General features: G+C 47.8%; 14 protein-coding genes and 1 tRNA gene. 6 read left to right on the top strand and 9 right to left on the bottom strand.

Translation table 11 applies throughout. The annotated features are described in order from the left end of the window. The first annotated feature begins 6 nt into the window (after positions 1-6). The gene (gene lptF, locus OGV65_RS19195; protein ID WP_016151506.1) at positions 7-1,107 is read left to right on the top strand and encodes an LPS export ABC transporter permease LptF; all 1,101 of its coding nucleotides are present in this window, start codon (positions 7-9) and stop codon (positions 1,105-1,107) included. After that, entirely contained in the window at positions 1,107-2,189 is a 1,083-nt protein-coding gene (gene lptG, locus OGV65_RS19190; protein ID WP_008786067.1) for an LPS export ABC transporter permease LptG, read from the top strand. Before lptF ends, lptG begins: the two co-directional genes overlap by 1 nt. A 39-nt stretch (positions 2,190-2,228) precedes the next feature. Here lptG and OGV65_RS19185 read toward each other — a convergent pair whose 3' ends face one another. From OGV65_RS19185 to idnD, 5 genes are all read right to left on the bottom strand, one after another. Then, positions 2,229-3,731 carry a helicase HerA-like C-terminal domain-containing protein gene (locus tag OGV65_RS19185; RefSeq protein ID WP_200080236.1) on the bottom strand — a complete coding sequence of 501 codons (1,503 nt, stop codon included), beginning with the start codon at positions 3,729-3,731 and terminating at the stop codon, positions 2,229-2,231. A gap of 79 nt (positions 3,732-3,810) precedes the next feature. Next, positions 3,811-4,809 (bottom strand): DNA-binding transcriptional regulator IdnR, encoded by a 999-nt coding sequence (idnR, locus tag OGV65_RS19180; RefSeq protein WP_047499884.1) that lies wholly within the window; start codon positions 4,807-4,809, stop codon positions 3,811-3,813. 52 nt (positions 4,810-4,861) lie between these two features. Then, entirely contained in the window at positions 4,862-6,181 is a 1,320-nt protein-coding gene (gene idnT / locus OGV65_RS19175) for a gnt-II system L-idonate transporter (protein WP_016155581.1), read from the bottom strand. A 187-nt stretch (positions 6,182-6,368) separates the two neighbouring features. Further along, complete coding sequence (idnO, locus tag OGV65_RS19170) at positions 6,369-7,133, bottom strand: gluconate 5-dehydrogenase (protein WP_016151510.1); 765 nt, start codon at positions 7,131-7,133, stop codon at positions 6,369-6,371. Positions 7,134-7,144: 11 nt separating this feature from the next. Next, entirely contained in the window at positions 7,145-8,188 is a 1,044-nt protein-coding gene (gene idnD, locus OGV65_RS19165; RefSeq protein WP_286455339.1) for an L-idonate 5-dehydrogenase, read from the bottom strand. 217 nt (positions 8,189-8,405) lie between these two features. Between idnD and idnK the strand changes: the two genes are divergently transcribed. Beyond that, entirely contained in the window at positions 8,406-8,927 is a 522-nt protein-coding gene (gene idnK, locus OGV65_RS19160; protein WP_047358547.1) for a gluconokinase, read from the top strand. Between the two features lie 30 nt (positions 8,928-8,957). Here idnK and ahr read toward each other — a convergent pair whose 3' ends face one another. Continuing rightward, positions 8,958-9,977 (bottom strand): NADPH-dependent aldehyde reductase Ahr, encoded by a 1,020-nt coding sequence (ahr, locus tag OGV65_RS19155; RefSeq protein ID WP_286455338.1) that lies wholly within the window; start codon positions 9,975-9,977, stop codon positions 8,958-8,960. A gap of 220 nt (positions 9,978-10,197) precedes the next feature. On the opposite strand from ahr, the gene OGV65_RS19150 reads away from it, so the two are divergent. Then, positions 10,198-10,282: transfer RNA gene (locus OGV65_RS19150), tRNA-Leu, on the top strand. An 870-nt stretch (positions 10,283-11,152) separates the two neighbouring features. Here the strand turns inward: OGV65_RS19150 and OGV65_RS19145 are convergent. From OGV65_RS19145 to OGV65_RS19135, 3 genes are all read right to left on the bottom strand, one after another. After that, positions 11,153-11,542, bottom strand: coding sequence for a type II restriction endonuclease (locus OGV65_RS19145; RefSeq protein ID WP_279272497.1), 390 nt, complete (start codon positions 11,540-11,542; stop codon positions 11,153-11,155). A 472-nt stretch (positions 11,543-12,014) separates the two neighbouring features. Next, complete coding sequence (locus OGV65_RS19140) at positions 12,015-13,262, bottom strand: LlaJI family restriction endonuclease (protein ID WP_286455337.1); 1,248 nt, start codon at positions 13,260-13,262, stop codon at positions 12,015-12,017. 2 nt (positions 13,263-13,264) lie between these two features. Next, positions 13,265-14,773 carry an McrB family protein gene (locus OGV65_RS19135; RefSeq protein WP_233598402.1) on the bottom strand — a complete coding sequence of 503 codons (1,509 nt, stop codon included), beginning with the start codon at positions 14,771-14,773 and terminating at the stop codon, positions 13,265-13,267. Positions 14,774-14,857: 84 nt separating this feature from the next. Here OGV65_RS19135 and OGV65_RS19130 point away from each other — a divergent pair, with 84 nt between their 5' ends. Next, positions 14,858-16,174 carry a DNA cytosine methyltransferase gene (locus OGV65_RS19130; RefSeq protein ID WP_200014250.1) on the top strand — a complete coding sequence of 439 codons (1,317 nt, stop codon included), beginning with the start codon at positions 14,858-14,860 and terminating at the stop codon, positions 16,172-16,174. Positions 16,175-16,308: 134 nt separating this feature from the next. Continuing rightward, the gene (locus OGV65_RS19125; protein WP_200014248.1) at positions 16,309-17,304 is read left to right on the top strand and encodes a PDDEXK family nuclease; all 996 of its coding nucleotides are present in this window, start codon (positions 16,309-16,311) and stop codon (positions 17,302-17,304) included. The last annotated feature ends 250 nt before the right edge of the window (positions 17,305-17,554 follow it).

Raw genomic sequence — 17,554 nt, 5'->3', positions numbered from 1 at the left:
TTTAAAGTGATAATCATAAGATATCTGGTTCGGGAAACGCTCAAAAGCCAACTTGCGATCCTATTCATCCTGCTTTTGATCTTCTTTTGTCAAAAGTTAGTCAGGATCCTTGGTGCGGCGGTTGACGGTGATATCCCGGCGAATCTGGTGCTCTCGCTGCTGGGGCTGGGCGTGCCAGAAATGGCGCAACTTATCTTGCCATTAAGCCTGTTCCTCGGGCTGCTGATGACGCTGGGCAAACTGTATACCGAAAGTGAAATTACGGTCATGCACGCCTGCGGGCTGAGCAAGGCTGTCTTAGTGAAAGCGGCGATGGTGCTGGCGCTGTTTACCAGTATTATTGCGGCGGTCAACGTGATGTGGGCCGGACCGTGGTCCTCCAGACATCAGGACGAAGTCCTGGCGGAGGCGAAAGCGAACCCCGGTATGGCGGCGCTTGCTCAGGGGCAATTCCAGCAGGCGACTAACGGCGGCTCGGTGCTGTTTATCGAAAGCGTTGACGGCAGTAACTTCAACGATGTGTTCCTCGCGCAAATCCGCCCGAAAGGTAACGCCCGTCCTTCGGTGGTGGTAGCGGACTCCGGTCATCTTACTCAATTGCGCGATGGCTCTCAGGTCGTGACGCTGAACCAGGGGACGCGTTTTGAAGGGACCGCGCTGCTGCGCGATTTCCGCATTACCGACTTCCAGAATTATCAGGCGATTATCGGTCATCAGGCCGTGGCGCTGGATCCAAACGATACCGACCAGATGACCATGCGTACGCTATGGACGACCGACACCGATCGCGCCCGTGCGGAGCTGACCTGGCGTATCACGTTAGTATTCACCGTATTTATGATGGCGCTGATGGTTGTACCGCTGAGCGTGGTTAACCCGCGTCAGGGTCGCGTACTGTCCATGCTGCCAGCAATGCTGCTTTATTTGCTGTTCTTCCTGGTTCAGACATCGCTGAAGTCGAATGGCGGCAAAGGCAAGCTGGATCCGGTGTTCTGGATGTGGACGGTTAACCTGGCGTATCTGGCGCTGGCGATTGTGCTTAACCTCTGGGATACGGTGCCGATGCGCCGCTTACGTGCCCGTTTTATGCGTAAAGGAGCGGTATAATGCAGCCTTTTGGTGTACTTGACCGCTATATCGGTAAAACCATTTTCACCACCATCATGATGACGTTGTTCATGCTGGTGTCGCTCTCCGGGATCATCAAGTTTGTCGACCAGCTGAAAAAAGCCGGGCAGGGGAGCTACGATGCGATGGGCGCCGGGCTGTATACCCTGCTCAGCGCGCCGAAAGATATCCAGATCTTCTTCCCGATGGCGGCGCTGCTGGGTGCTTTGCTCGGGCTGGGCATGCTGGCGCAGCGCAGTGAACTGGTGGTCATGCAGGCTTCTGGCTTTACCCGTATGCAGGTGGCGTTGTCGGTGATGAAAACCGCGATTCCGCTGGTGTTGCTGACGATGGCCATCGGCGAATGGGTGGCGCCGCAGGGCGAACAGATGGCGCGTAACTACCGTGCGCAGCAGATGTACGGCGGCTCGCTGCTCTCTACCCAGCAAGGTTTGTGGGCGAAAGATGGCGATAGCTTTGTCTACATTGAGCGGGTGAAAGGTGACGCCGAGTTAGGCGGAATTAGCATCTACTCCTTTAACGACAAGCGCCGTCTGCAGTCCGTTCGCTATGCCGCAAGCGCGACGTTTGACCCGGAGCAGAAGGTCTGGCGTTTGTCGCAGGTGGATGAATCCAACCTGACCGATCCGAAGCAAATCACCGGCTCGCAGACGGTGAGCGGCACCTGGAAAACCAACCTTACACCCGACAAGCTCGGCGTCGTGGCGTTGGATCCTGATGCGCTCTCGATTAGTGGTCTGCATAACTACGTGAAGTACCTGAAGTCGAGCGGCCAGGACGCCGGACGCTACCAGCTCAATATGTGGAGCAAAGTCTTCCAGCCGCTGTCTGTGGCGGTAATGATGCTGATGGCGCTGTCGTTTATCTTTGGTCCGCTGCGTAGCGTCCCGATGGGCGTGCGCGTGGTGACAGGGATTAGCTTCGGCTTTGTGTTCTATGTGCTGGACCAAATCTTTGGCCCGCTGACGCTGGTGTACGGCATTCCGCCGATTATCGGCGCGTTGCTGCCAAGCGCCAGCTTCTTCCTGATAAGCCTGTGGCTGATGCTGCGTAAGTCCTGATATTCGCCCCTCCCGCTGTGCGGGAGGGGCGCCTTCCTGCTAGCGTTTTCTCCCGCCCATCAAACTTCCCAACATGCCGCGGATTATCTGATTGGTGACCTGTCGCGCCGCGCTTTTCGCCACGCTTTGTACCACGCCATCGCGCTTGCCGCCGCGCGGTCCGGTGCTGCCAAACAGAATATCCTTCAATCCACCGAGAATACCGCCGTCCACATCGATCGCTTTACCGTTGGCGGGAGGTGTATTTTGCTGCTCGGTGCTGGACTGCACGCCTTGCTGTAAACGCTCATAGGCGGACTCGCGGTCGACCTGTTCTTCATATTTACCGTACAGCGAGGAGTGATTAATCAGCCCGTTACGCTCGTCATCCGTCACCGGTCCCATCCGCGAGCACGGCGCAATCACCATCGCCCGTTCAACCACCGACGGGCTGCCTTTGGCGTCCAGAAACGACACCAGCGCCTCGCCGGTTCCCAGTTCCTGAATGGCTTTTTCGGTATCAAATGCCGGGTTGGCGCGCATGGTTTGTGCCGCGGTTTTCACCGCTTTCTGATCCTTCGGTGTGAACGCGCGCAGGGCGTGCTGCACGCGGTTCCCCAACTGACCGAGCACGTTGTCTGGAATATCTGACGGGTTTTGCGAGACGAACCACACGCCGACCCCTTTCGAGCGGATCAGGCGGATCACCTGTTCGATTTTATCCAGCAGCACCTGCGGAGCGTCGTTGAACAGCAGGTGAGCTTCATCGAAGAAGAACACCAGTTTTGGCTTCTCCAGATCGCCTGCTTCCGGCAGCTGTTCGTACAGTTCGGAGAGCATCCACAGCAAACTGGCGGCGTACAGTTTGGGCATCTGGTAGAGCTTCTCAGCACTGAGGATGTTGATCATCCCTTTGCCGCTGGCGTCAGTTCGCATCCAGTCTTTGATGTCCAGCATCGGTTCGCCAAAGAAGTGCGCCGCCCCCTGTTGCTCCAGCGACAGCAGTCCACGCTGGATTGCCCCGACCGAGGCGCTGCTGATATTGCCATACTGATTCTGGAAGGATTTGGCGTTATCGCCGATGTACTGGGTAATGGCTCGCAGGTCTTTGAAATCGAGCAGCAGCAGACCCTGGTCATCAGCAATGCGGAAGATAATATCCAGCACGCCGGACTGTACGTCGTTGAGGTTCAGCAAACGGGCCAGCAGCAGCGGGCCGAGGTCAGATACCGTGGCCCGCACGGGGTGACCTTTTTCGCCGAAGATATCCCACACCGTGACCGGATTAGCATGCGGTTGCCAGTCGGTAATGCCGATATTTTTCAGGCGGGCGAGCAGCTTTTCAGAGGCCTGCCCTTCCTCGGCCACGCCGGTTAAGTCGCCTTTCACATCGGCCATAAATACCGGTACGCCAATTTCAGACAGCGATTCGGCCAGCTTCTGTAGCGTGACGGTTTTACCGGTCCCGGTCGCGCCGGTAATCAGTCCGTGACGGTTGGCCATGCCTGGCAGTAAAAACAGTTCGGTGTCCGGCGTGCGGGCAATTAGCAGGGGTGTGCTCATTGAGATTTCCTCCATTTATCTTGCCTGGAGTATAGGCAATGTCCATCAAAGAGAGTATGCGATGGCCAGAGAAAATGACTTAAAGCGTATTGCCGTGATAAATCTGGTACCCCAAATCCACGGTGTTGTGGTTATGGTCGTTGTTCTTGATTTTGCTCAGCAACATCTGCGCTGCCATGCGGCCAATGTCAAAACGCGGGGTGATCACGCTGGCGAGGCTTGGGATCATCTGCCTGCCCATTTCCAGCCCGTGGAAACCGGCAATCGAGATCTGTTCCGGAACGGCCAGATCGCGCTCGCGGCACAGCAGCAGCGCGCCCATCGCAATATCGTCGTTGGTGCAAAAAACGCCGTCTAAATCCGGATGCTCGGCGAGCGCGTCCCGCATCATCTGGGTGCCGAGATGGATGGACGAAATAGAACGCGGATTGACGCGCAGCGGCACCAGATCCCGGCGCGTCATGGCATCGCAATAGCCGCGATAGCGCTGTTCATCGCGGACGTCGTCTTTCGAACCGAGATAGAGGATTTTGCGCCGCTGGCGTTTATCCAGCATGGTGCTGACCATATCAAACGCCGCCTGACGGTTATCGAAGCCCACTTCCATGTCCAGACGATCGCCCTGAATATCCATCAGTTCTACCACCGGAATGTTGGCTGAACGCAGAAACTTCACCGTGCGCAGGGTGTGATATTTCTCGGACAGGATAATGCCGTCGATATTGTATGACAGCAGATTGATCACCGACTCTTCCTCGGATTCCCGGTCGTAATTGTAGTTGGCGATCAGCGTCTGGTAGTTATGATCCGAGGTGACCGACTCAATGCCGGCCAGAATATCAGCGAACAGCTGGTTTTGAAACGAGGGGATCAGCACGCCAAGCGTATAGCTTTGCGCATTCAGCAGCATCGCGGGCGCGCGGTTGGGGATGTAATTAATCTCCTCCATAATCTGCGCGATGCGTTCACCGGTTTCCTTTGCGACCTTTTTTGGCGAGCGAATGTAGCGGCTCACCGTCATTTTGGTCACGCCCGCCAGCGTGGCGATGTCTTGCAAAGAAATTCTGTGGTTCCTCATTTTCTCTCCAGAGCCGGGGAGCGCGGATCTGTGCTCCCCGGTGATGACCGTCTTAATGCAGAATGGCGTTCAGCGCCAGAACCCCCAGCAGCCCCATAATGGAAATCAGCGTCTCCATTACCGTCCAGGTACGCAACGTTTCCCCGACGCTGAGATTAAAATAGCCTTTAAACAGCCAGAATCCCGGATCGTTAACGTGGGAGGCAATCACGCTGCCCGCGCCGGTAGCCAGCACCATCAGTGCCGGGTCGGCATGAGTGACGTTGATAATCGGCAGTACCACGCCTGCGGTGGTGATCGCCGCCACGGTGGCTGAACCGAGCGCGATACGCAGCAAGGCGGCGACCGTCCAGCACATCAGCAGCGGAGAAAGCGACGTGCCGGTCATCAGGTGCGAGATATATTGCCCCACGCCGCTGTCGACCAGAACCTGCTTAAACGCGCCGCCCCCGGCGATGATAAACACAATCATCGCAATCGCACCGATAGAGTCGCCAATGATATCCATAATTTGCTCGATCGTACGTCCGTTACGTCGGCCAAGGGTAAAAATGGCGAGCACGATAGCGATAAACAACGCGACCGCAGGGTTACCGATAAATTCAAAGAACACCCGTACGCTGTTGGTCTTCGGCAGTGTGATTTCGCACACTGCGGCGACCGCCATCAGTATGACCGGGATTACTGCGGCAAAGATACTGTTCCAGAACGACGGCATCTCTTCTTCGGTGAACAGATGCGGGTTGAATAACCCTTCCGGCGGCGCTTTCTCAAAGCGGGTCAGCAGCTTAGAAAACAGCGGCCCGGCAACAATCACCGTCGGGATAGTAATAATAAAGCCGTACAGCAGGGTGGTGCCGAGATTAGCCTCGAAAATGGTGGCAATCGCGGTCGGCCCCGGATGCGGCGGCAGAAAACAGTGGGTCACGGACAGCGCAGCTACCATCGGGACGCCAACGTACAGCAGCGGCAGGCCGGAAGAGGCCACCACCGTAAACACCAACGGCAGCAGCAGAACAAAGCCGACTTCGAAAAACATCGCCAGACCCACCACCAGACCGGTGATCACCAGCGCCCACTGCACGCGTTTTTTACCAAACGTGCCAATCAGCGTGGTGGCGATGCGCTGAGCCGCGCCGGTATCGGAAATCAGCTTACCGAGCATTGCACCGAAGCCAAGGATCATCGCCAGACCGCCGAGCGTCCCGCCGATCCCATTTTGTATTGAGTGCAAAACGGCCTGGGCATCCATCCCTTCGGCAAAACCGACGACCGCCGCCACCAGGACCAGAGCAATAAAGCCGTTAACTTTAAAACCAATCATCAGGACCAGGAGCAGCGCGACGCCTGCCGCAATTATTATTAATGGCATAATCGTTTCTCTTATATCCCCGTCATACTTCAAGTTGCAGGTGTGTTGGCTGCGCTCACTCACCTGAATCACTTACTCAAGTAAGCTCATCGGGTTCATTCACTTGCCGCCGTCCTGCAACTCGGATTATTTAGAGGTGGCCAAAAATGCAGCGCCTGGGCGCTGCGTGATGTTGCGTTGTGTTGTATCAGACGGCGACCAGCATGCCGCCATCGACAAACAACAGGTGCCCGTTAACAAAATCGGATGCTTTGGAAGAGAGGAAGACCGCCGCGCCAATCAGCTCCTGCGGATCGCCCCAGCGCGCGGCTGGCGTACGTTTGCACAGCCAGGCGGTGAAGGCTTCATCCTCGACCAGCGCTTTGGTCATCTCGGTTTTGAAGTAGCCCGGTGCGATACCGTTGACCTGGATATTGTGGCGCGCCAGCTCAACGCACATACCGCGGGTGAGCATTTTCACCGCGCCTTTCGAGGCGGCATACGGCGTGATGGTGTCGCGGCCCAGTTCGCTCTGCATGGAGCAGATGTTGATGACCTTCCCGGCCTGACGTTCCACCATGCGACGCGTTACCGCCTGCGAGACCAGGAACACCGCCGTTTGGTTAACGGCAATCACATCGTTCCAGTCCTGCTCCGGGAACTCGGTAAACGGATGGCGGCGCTGAATACCGGCGTTATTCACCAGCACATCGATTGGGCCAATGTCTTTTTCGATATGGTCGATGGCGGCATCAATGTCCTGTTTCTGCGTAACATTGAAGGGCGCGGCAACGGCGCGGATCCCTTCCTGTTGCAGTTTGGCGACGGCAGCCTCCGCGCGCTCCGGCGTAATATCATTGACGATAATCTGCGCGCCATATTTACCCAGCCCGGTCGCCAGTAAATAACCAATACCCTGGGCCGAACCGGTGATCAGAATATTTTTGCCATCCAGTGAAAAAAGATCGTTCATTATGCTCTTCCTTATTTTGTTTCAGCAAAAACGAGCTGGACTTTCGCCGCCTGGGTTTTATCCCCGGCAAAGATCAGCGCCTGTTCAAGCTCGGTAAACGGATATTCAGCGCTGAGTAACGGCAGTGGATCGATAACGTTATTCGCCAGCCACGACACCGCGGTGTTAAACTCGGTGGTAAAGCGGAACGAGCCTTTGAGCGCGATCTCTTTGCCGATCAGCATCATCATCGGGAAGTCCGGTACCGCGCCGCCCATGCCAACCTGCACCATCACGCCTTTCGCGCGGGTGACTTCCAGGCAGGTGGTGATTGAGGACGGATGACCGGAGACTTCGAAGCTGACGTCGAAGTAGCCTTTCTCTTTTTTCCACTCATCGAGCGAGTCCTGCTGCGGGTTAATCAGCGTGTCAGCACCCATCTGCTGGGCCAGCGACAGCGAGCGCGGGCTGATATCAGCACAGACAATTTCTGCTGCGCCGAGCGTTTTCGCCGCGCTGACGATCAGGCAGCCGATAGGCCCCACGCCGGAGATAAACACGCGTTTTCCCTGCAGGTCTCCTGCTTCATGCGCGGCGTGGATCGCGACTGCCAGCGGTTCGGCAAAGGCCATGACTTTTTCATCGGCGTGCTGGGGGTAGGGGATGCACTGCGCGGTATCGACGGTTTTAAATCGGGTAAAGCCGCCGTCAACGTGGGGAAAATACATGGCGCTGCCAAAAAAGCGCATTTCCGTGCACTGGTTTTCTTCGTGCTGCAGACAGTATTTACAGTGGCCACAGGGCTTCGACGGATTAATAGCCACCGACTGACCTTCATGTAATTCTTTTGAGTCGCTGTGCACCACTTTACCAATAACTTCATGGCCTAGAATCATCGGTGCTTTAACGGTAAAATTACCGACTTTTCCTTCCTGATAATAATGTAAGTCGGAACCGCAAATTCCGCCGCGGGTAATTTGCACCAGCGTTCCTTTATTATTCCATTCAATATTTTGGTCGGTAATGGCAACAGTTTTCTTACCCGCGACAACGCAGGATTGGGTTTTGACTTGCATAAATGCCTCACTGGTCAGGTAGTAACCTCGGCAGCATTTAAACGGTTTTGATTGTTATTATTTGTGATAAAGATCACGCTGGAAAATTGTTACACTACAATGTTACGCATAACGTGATGCGCCTTGTAAATCTGCTCAGCCACGCCAAAAAAAGGTGAATTCTGCAATGTGGAAGGCGTAGTATCGCGCCATGGAATATGAATCTGGAGTTTTTTCAATGGCCGGGGAAAGTTATATTTTGATGGGCGTTTCGGGTAGCGGTAAATCTTTAATTGGCAGCAAAATTGCTGCAGTATTATCGGCTAAATTCATTGATGGTGACGATCTCCATCCGGCCAAAAATATTGATAAAATGTCTGAAGGTATTCCATTAACCGATGAAGACCGACTACCGTGGTTAGCGCGATTAAATGACGCTTCATACAGTTTATATAAAAAGAATGAGACCGGGTTTATTGTCTGCTCGTCATTAAAAAAACAGTATCGCGATATATTGCGGCAGGGCAGTCCGAATGTGCATTTTTTGTGGCTGGACGGCGATTACGAGACCATTCTGGCGCGCATGCAGCGTCGGGCAGGGCATTTTATGCCTGTGGGATTACTCAAAAGCCAGTTCGATGCGCTGGAGTGCCCGCAGGAGGACGAACGTGATATTGCCCGCATCGACGTGAACCATGACATTGAGCATGTGACGGAACAGTGCCGCCAGGCGGTGCTCGCGTTTCGTAACGGGCAATAAGCCCAGCCCCTTGCGGGACTGAGCCTTGCATCAGAAGTCGGCTTTCAGCACCACGCGGTAGCGGGCTTTGCCGTCACGCACGTGCTGGATAGCGTCGTTAATTTGCGACATCGGGTACAGTTCGGTGGTGGGCGACACCTTGCTGCGTCCGGCAAACTTCATCAGCTTGCGCAGTTCGAACGGCGTACCGGTTGCCGAACCGGAGATGCTGCGATCGCCGGCAATTAAGGTGAACGCTGGCACCGGCAGCGGCTTCAGCACCGCGCCGACGGTATGGAAGTTACCGCCGTAGGCCAGTGCTTCAAAATAAGGCTGCCAGTCGAGATCGACGTTAACCGTGTTAATAATGAGATCGAACTGGCCCGCCAGCGCTTTTAGCGCATCCGGATCGCGGCTGTTAACCACCTTATCCGCTCCCATCGCCAGCACTTCCTGCTCTTTCGCCGGATTGGAGCTGAACGCGGTCACTTCGCACCCCATCGCGTGTAACAGCTTAATGGCGATATGCCCCAGGCCGCCGATGCCGATCACCCCAACGCGGCTGGTGGCGGTGATATGGTGCATCAGCAGCGGTTTGAACACCGTGATACCGCCGCACAACAAGGGACCCGCCGCCGCCAGATCGATGCTCTCCGGCAGCGGGATCACCCACTGCCAGTCGGCCCGCAGCTTCTCGGCAAAGCCACCGCGATTGAGAATAGTGGGAACGGAACCTTCCAGACAGTTAATCTGATTGCCGCTGATACAGGCGTCGCAGTACCCGCAGCTGCGCGCCGTCCAGCCAATGCCGACACGCTGACCAACCTTCAGACCTTTATCTTGCGCCGCGCTGCCAAGCGCCGCCACGCGACCAATCACCTCATGCCCGGCAACAAGTGGATACTGAGAGAACCCCCATTCGTTGTCGATCATCGACAAATCGGAATGGCAGATACCGCAGTAATCGACCTGGACTTCGACATCTTCCGGCTTAAGCTCGCCCGCATCATATTCATAGAGTTCGAGTTCGCTGCCCGCCGCTTTTGCGGCGTAGCTTTTTATCATCGACATCGTGTTTCCCTCAGTGTGGTGTTGAACTGGAAGTGTAGAGCATGGGGAAACGGGACGCTTCGCAGAAGGGGGGATTAATAAGGGGGCAAACTGTGACGATGGTTGCAGGTGAGAGAGGGAATGCTGAAATTTTCAACACTTAGCGAGTCAGGCACACGCTGGTGCTTGCATGGTGGCGCATGACAGGTATAATCCACAACGTTTTCCGCATCCCTTCCGTGCCGGAGTGGCGAAATCGGTAGACGCAGTTGATTCAAAATCAACCGTAGAAATACGTGCCGGTTCGAGTCCGGCCTTCGGCACCATACAAAGCTTTTTTCAAGTATACTAATCTCTAGTTTAGTCCATAAAAATGGAATGTAAGCACATTTTCTGTCTTGCTTAGTCTGTCCACGTCTACCCTTTTCTGTTCATATATGCCAACGAATGGTATCGTCGGTGTCCGACAAATCTTTCAAACTGACGTTGAGTAAGTTATGCACGGGCTGCTCAATCTCAGTCGATTGAATCGGCTCGGATAATCTAGATACATTTGAGCCGTTGATGGACAAATTCAACTCATTTAAGTCTGTAACGAATTTTTCCGATAAGAAATCTGAACTGAGTTAACACCGGATAAAGCCTCGAGGTTGAACTCTAAGGTCAGGCGCAGGGGGATCTATCCGGCAGTGTTCAACTGTTGTGAAACGTATTCGTATCCACAGTTTTGGACTGATAAGATCTGGGGCCAGCTTATCAATATTTGACGTTATCATGGCGCCCTAATAGGCTATTTAATTAAGTAGCTCAAGATGTCTACGGGCTAGGGATTTCCGTACAATACGATAGCTACCCTAAACATTTCTCAACGTTTTTTGGCGTGGTGGTGCGTATGCATGAAAAAGCTACGCGGGCAGTAATTTCTGCATTCATTGAGTAACGCAGCAGTTATGAACCGCATGAAATAGTACATTTGACACTAATGCGCTCAACTGTACCCAAAGAGGATATCTAGGCCAGAATTTGTCAGTATATCAAGAGCGTTGATGTAAACGTGTTAGAACCCAGTGTTCATAAATCTAAATATATTAAACTAGCATAGTTAGAAAATAAATAATGCCCCAGAATATTGACTCTGGGGCAAGGAATTATAATTTTACTAATTTTTTATTAGTAAGTTCAATAAACAACAAAAATCAACTCCAGTTAGGTATGCGTCCTTGATACTCAGCATTATTCTGTTTGATTAAAATAATATGAGTTTGGTTACTTTTATCAATGCCAACAATAATGTTGTCACCTTCACAAGCTTGTTCCATAACATAATTATCTCGAAAATAGAGGCGAAACTCGCTTCTGTCCGGGGAATTCTCTCTAGCATCATACCAAGTGATAGTATCTTTGCAGAATGTATCCGTTCCTCTAATAGAAAATATTACTTCCTTAGTGAATCTAGCTTTACCAAATATCTGTTTTAGTTGAGAAACTCCGTTAAATTCGTGTTGATTTGAGGCGTCTCGATTGGCTTCAACTGCGGTTAAAGTTTTAATACATGATTGCTTAAGGTAAATCGGGGACGTAGTCATTATCAACCTCTTGTTAATAATAATTAAATATATGTTAGGTTTAATAAATAAGTTTAAAGTCTATGGATGAAATAATATAACGACTATATACTAAACAACTAAGTTGCCGAGTCAAGTCGGCAATGATATATATAACAAATATTCTTAGTAACCATATGATAAACTTAACTTATATACTTTTTATAGATCTGATATAAAGTTGAGAAAACATGACATGGATCAATATGCGTATAGTTTTTAATCAAAATATAAAGGTCAAATAAATATAATCAAGTAATAAATTTTTTTATTACTTTAATTCAATTTTTGAGCAGGGAGATAATCCCTCTAAAAGACAGCAATTAAAATATTTTGTTGGGTTAACTTCGTCAAGAGGTGTATATAAATAAAATAAATTATATCCGGTAACATTAATTAATCTGTCCAAATTATATTTTTATAATTTTCATGGCTTTAATTTTTAGTCGAGTTATTACATATGAAGAAGTTTTTCAGATAGGTCTACAAGCTTTTTTCCAGATACATAGAATTCAATGAGCATCATTGGATTGAGATATTCACATTTGATGGGGGGATACTGAACGTCCTGTTGCTCTCTTGTGATTGGATCTTCAATATGTGCTGATTCTACGATTCCAGATATTCCTGGAAATATAAAATAGTTATAGATTGTAGCTTCTGGGTATATATCTTTTAATGCTGAGGCATAAAAAAATTGTTTGATGAGGTCTGGCCATCCAGGCAGGTTTGCTACATTGTTCGCACCATAGTATTTTGCATCAATAATGGCGAATACATTTTCATCAGAATTCATCAAAACAGTGTCAGTACGACCTCCTTTTTGTACTGCAATTTTGAATTCACTATCTATTTTATAACTAGGCTTAGCCAGCCTACGATTGATATCAAATTTCCAAAGCATGCAAGAATCAATCATATGTTCCCACATTGTGTGAAATCTATTTATGCCAATAACGATATTGTTATCCGAATATTTATTTTTATTTGATAAATACATTGATAGATCTTTCATGAGTTTTAAATCTTTGTCTGCATAGATTAATCTCATTTCCTTTTCTAATATTTGTAATTTAGTTTTGATATCCCCAGAGGAATGGTTTATATGAACAAGTTCAGAGGAAATTGTTGAAGTTGTATCGAAGATAATCCATCCAACGAGATCATTTAACTCACGAATGACTTCCGCGTGAATGCGAGATACTTCATCATCATGATGGGTAGTTCTTTTCCTACCAAGAGTATTCAAATATATAAAAGAGTTTGAAACAGGATAATTTTGAACTCTACGAATAGTTCGCTTCCAATCTGTTTTTCCTATGTTTTTTTTGATGGAAGATTCCCTCCTTATATAAATACCATTCTTGATATAGTCATCGAGAAGTGTAAATGCTAAACTAATTAATGAATCTCCTATAACGTTTTCAGAGACACCATCTGAAACTGAAGTACGATCTCTATTCAAGGTATATTTATAGATTGCACGGATAAGAGATGCGCCAAGTTTTAGTGGATCCTCATCTCTTGTCGCTCCACTATTTCTTGGTAAAAATATATCGACTCTGTTTTTTTGTACCACAATGCCACAAAAATCTAGTCTGTCTTGTTCTTTATAAATTAGGTTTTCTGTGTTTAATATATTACGGACATGTTTAGGTAAACTATTAACTACACACTTATCCTCATGTAGAACTATATTCATTATTATTCGACCTCTTCTGGTTGAATAGTTCCAGCTGATATAAGTGTTTCCTCTAGGCTACTTTCGAAAACAGATTTACCTTCCGAGAATGCGGCAACTAGTTGCCCGAAACTTGTGATGCTGATACCTCCAATCTCTGTTGCGAAGATATTAGACCTTTTACCGTGTCGTAAAACATCGTCCCATAGATAGACGAAGAGTTTGTAACGAAGTGAATCATTTGCAGAGCTAGGATCGCTTAGGTCTCCTAATGATAAAAAGCGATGACCAAGCAGACGATCTTCGGGGATACCCAACACTGTGAGCCTTTCATTGATTATTTTTGAAAAATCACTCCATTCGACCTGATAAATATCGCCCTGTAAAGGAAGATAAAGTACCCCTGGGGTTGCTTTTGAATAGTCAATCGGGATATATCGAATAGCCCAGCGACGTTTAAATGCAGTATCCAAGAAATTAACTCCTTGATCGCTGCTATTCATTGTTGCCAAGATAGTTAAATTTACTGGTAAAGATAATTTATCGATGCATTGTGTAAGATGACTATTTATGTAATCTAACATATCTGGGTCGATATCTATTTCATAGTTACAGTCTGGGTCGAGTAACTGAAATAAATCACCGAATACTGCTGCCGCGGGTGCTCTATTAATCTCCTCAATTATTAAAAAAACTCTCTGATTTGGATTGTTTTTCGCTTGGATAAATGCATTAGTGAAAGCTCCAGGGCGAAATTCATAACTAATAGTTTGTGATTCACCATTACTTCTCATCCTTGGTTTTAAACTTCCTACTAAATCACTATACTGTGTGTCAGGGTGGAATACTGTACGAAATTTTTGCGCTTCAGCAGTCAACTGTTCAATCGTATAACTTTTCCCAGTGCCAGGAGCACCAAGATAAATAGTATTCTTTATTCTTTTAGAAATTACACTGGATGTTATGGTTGAACTTTTTAATGACATAGGTGTGAATATAGTACAATCAGATATTACTTGCTCAAGATATTCTATTGTGATTAGGATATCTTGTTCACTGAACGATGTTCGTTCGTCAAGCTCTTGCGGAATTTTATTAGTAGCAATATGTATAAATCTGGATACAACATTAAAAAAAAGCTTGGATTGTTCTTGCGCCGCTACTTTGGCGCGAGGATGGGTAAAAACGTTTAAGCCTAACACGCGGACCATTTTTTCAAAATATTTCCATTCAATACATTGAATGTTGCCTATAGGGGAAATACTGACAAATGTCTGTTGGTCTGCTATCAGCTCATTTCTTATCGGAGTTGGTGTTTGTACAGTATAATTTATAAATTGCTTAGCTTTATCACTAGCTTGGATATCTTTCAGTGACTGAAGGATGCATTGGAAAGAGATATCATGCACTTTCCCTGATGAATTACTCACCTCAAAAAAAGAACCAGTTCCGAGAAAATTTACATTAAAAACTGAGCTAGCATTCCACTGAACATTTTTATCATACAATTGCTGCAATTGAGACTGTGACATAGCCATCCTCCATTAGCTGTATTGATTGATCATTTGTACAGTGTTACGATTACCAGGACAAAAACCGGATAAAAATGACCTATCATGAACAATCAGAATAAATCGCATCATATCAAAGAACTGAGAAAAAGATTAGGGCTCGGACGCACAGAATTCGCCAACCTACTAGGGCTAGGCTCTGCTGGCGAACGGACTGTCCGTGGTTGGGAAGAAGGGGAACATACCCCTTCATCCACAAAATGGCAGGCTATACTAGCTGTTGAAAAACAAATGACTGAATACTTACAGAATGCCCCTTTCCGGCAAAAAGCAACATGTGAATCAAAATTTACATTTATTGATCTGTTTGCTGGTATCGGTGGAATTCGACTACCTTACCAGCGGTTGGGGGGGCAATGCGTCTTTTCTTCTGAATGGGATAAATTCTCACAGAAGACATACTTGACTAACTTTGGTGAGATGCCACATGGAGACATCACTAAGATTAAAGCAACGGATATTCCTGATCACGATATCCTTCTTGGTGGTTTCCCTTGCCAGGCATTTTCCCAGGCAGGACTTAAAAAAGGATTTAGTGATACTCGCGGGACTATGTTCTTCGAGATTCAACGGATTCTTGCAACTAAACGCCCAAAAGCATTTATGCTTGAAAATGTCAAACAACTCCAAGGCCATGATAAAGGCCGTACGCTAAAGACGATTCTGGATATTCTCAGAGGGCAAAGCGCCCATTCAATACCTGATGATATTCCGATTAGCGAAGATGCTCGGACTGCGTTATCGGAGAAACTCAATTATTGGGTTGATTATAAAGTACTTCGTGCAGGCGATTTCGGTGCACCACAAAATCGTGAACGGATATTTATTGTCGGCTTTGATAAGGATTATTTTAGTGGGGTTGATTTTGATAATATCTTTAATTGGCCAAAACCCCCAATGACACCAACAAAAGTTGGTGATATTTTAGAGGATCTGAGCAATATTTCTGAGCTTGATGATAGATATACAATATCTGACAAACTTTGGATCGGCCATCAGAAACGAAAACTTGAGCATGAAAAGAAAGGAAATGGTTTCGGTTATTCACTTTTTAATGAAAATAGTGAATACACTAATACAATTAGTGCACGTTACTATAAAGATGGTTCTGAGATATTAATTGATCAGTCTCATCTTAATAAAAATCCGAGAAAGCTAACTCCGCGTGAGTGTGCTCGGCTCCAAGGGTTTCCTGATGATTATATTGTTGATGCTGTTTCACAAGGTCAGATTTATAAACAGTTTGGCAATTCGGTATGTATTAATGTGATTGATGCTGTTGCGAAAGAAATGGTTGGCGCAATATCTGAAGCAGATAAGCTTAGAGCCAGTAATATAAAGATGAAAAAAACTGTTAGTTAAGTATGTAGAGGAGTGAAAGCACCTTGCTATTTATATGTAAGAATTAATGGTAAGGTGTTTTATAAAAAAATTAGTTAATAAGGTATGTATTGAAAAATATGTAACTCCTGTATTTTTGATAAAAGGAATTCTACGTGGCGCTGTACTGCATCTCTGATAAAAACCTTACTGCATTAACAAAAACGACATTTACTATTGAAGGCTTGCAAGAACGTTATGACTTGCAAGAGGCTCTCAAGAAAAATATCGATATTGTCGCACCAGACTGTCTCGTTATATCGGAAGAGTTTTCAGACTGGGAAGACAGTAGGCGAAGAATAGATCTATTAGCCATCGATAAGCAGGCGAATTTAGTTGTCATTGAATTAAAACGTGATGAAGTCGGTGCACATATGGAATTGCAGGCATTAAGATATGCCGCGATGATTTCTACTATGAGTTTTGCGAAAGCATGTGAGTATTACCAAGCTTATCTGCAAAAGCATGACTTAGATATAGATGCTAAAGCACAAATACTCGAATTTGTTGAACTGGAAGATACTGAACTTGTGGATTTTGGCAAAGATATCAGAATTATTCTTGCTTCAGCCGATTTTAGTAAAGAGTTGACGACAACAGCTATCTGGTTGAGAGATAAAGGAGTGGATATTCGTTGTGTCCGCTTGACGCCGTATAACTTCAACGGTGAAGTCTTAATCAATGCGGAGCAGATAATTCCTGTTCCGGAGCTTGAAGAGTATCAGGTGAGGTTCAGAGAAAAGCGCGTAGAGCAGATTGCAAGCAGCCAGAAATCAGAGCGAGATTACTCTGAATATAGGTATAAGGGGCTGGTTTTTAATAAAAGAAAACTTGCTCTTGAGCTTTTTACCGACTGGATCGCGAAGCATAACCCAAGCGATTTTAGTGAGCTGACAGCAAAATTAAGTGAAATATTAAAAAGTAGAACAATAGCATTAGCAGATCATATCCCTGAAGGGCGTAAGAACAGGTTTCATATGAATGATGATGCGATGATTGAGTTACCATCAGGCGAGCTTGTAGCTATTTCAAACCAATGGGGACTTGGAAATATTGAGCGATTAATCGATTTTGTTCGTCGTGATGGATTCAATATTGAAAAGATAGAGTAGTTGCTGAATATGGACAGCCAAAATAAGATCCTCAGGTACCATTCTCCTGAATCTCGCAGTCGAGCTATAAACGCCCTCTACACTAGCTGTCAAACTTGTAAGTAGGAAAACGATTGCTATTTATTGCCGCAGGTCAATTCCCTTTTTGCTCGCGATCGCACATAATACGACCCCGGTTTGCACACCGGGAATCCAGGAGAGTTCATGTACTACCCCTTCGTTCGTAAAGCCCTTTTCCAGCTCGATCCAG

Source organism: Citrobacter sp. Cb004 (assembly GCF_030337065.1).
Lineage (GTDB): Bacteria > Pseudomonadota > Gammaproteobacteria > Enterobacterales > Enterobacteriaceae > Citrobacter > Citrobacter braakii.
This window is presented reverse-complemented; position numbering and strand designations above follow the sequence as displayed.

Excerpts from the sequence above, each read along its gene's own strand:
- lptG (WP_008786067.1), top strand. The coding sequence starts at position 1,107 with ATGCAGCCTTTTGGTGTACTTGACCGCTATATCGGTAAAACCATTTTC.
- OGV65_RS19185 (WP_200080236.1), bottom strand. The coding sequence starts at position 3,731 with ATGAGCACACCCCTGCTAATTGCCCGCACGCCGGACACCGAACTGTTT.
- idnR (WP_047499884.1), bottom strand. The coding sequence starts at position 4,809 with ATGAGGAACCACAGAATTTCTTTGCAAGACATCGCCACGCTGGCGGGC.
- idnT (WP_016155581.1), bottom strand. The coding sequence starts at position 6,181 with ATGCCATTAATAATAATTGCGGCAGGCGTCGCGCTGCTCCTGGTCCTG.
- idnO (WP_016151510.1), bottom strand. The coding sequence starts at position 7,133 with ATGAACGATCTTTTTTCACTGGATGGCAAAAATATTCTGATCACCGGT.
- idnD (WP_286455339.1), bottom strand. The coding sequence starts at position 8,188 with ATGCAAGTCAAAACCCAATCCTGCGTTGTCGCGGGTAAGAAAACTGTT.
- idnK (WP_047358547.1), top strand. The coding sequence starts at position 8,406 with ATGGCCGGGGAAAGTTATATTTTGATGGGCGTTTCGGGTAGCGGTAAA.
- ahr (WP_286455338.1), bottom strand. The coding sequence starts at position 9,977 with ATGTCGATGATAAAAAGCTACGCCGCAAAAGCGGCGGGCAGCGAACTC.
- OGV65_RS19145 (WP_279272497.1), bottom strand. The coding sequence starts at position 11,542 with ATGACTACGTCCCCGATTTACCTTAAGCAATCATGTATTAAAACTTTA.
- OGV65_RS19140 (WP_286455337.1), bottom strand. The coding sequence starts at position 13,262 with ATGAATATAGTTCTACATGAGGATAAGTGTGTAGTTAATAGTTTACCT.
- OGV65_RS19135 (WP_233598402.1), bottom strand. The coding sequence starts at position 14,773 with ATGTCACAGTCTCAATTGCAGCAATTGTATGATAAAAATGTTCAGTGG.
- OGV65_RS19130 (WP_200014250.1), top strand. The coding sequence starts at position 14,858 with ATGAACAATCAGAATAAATCGCATCATATCAAAGAACTGAGAAAAAGA.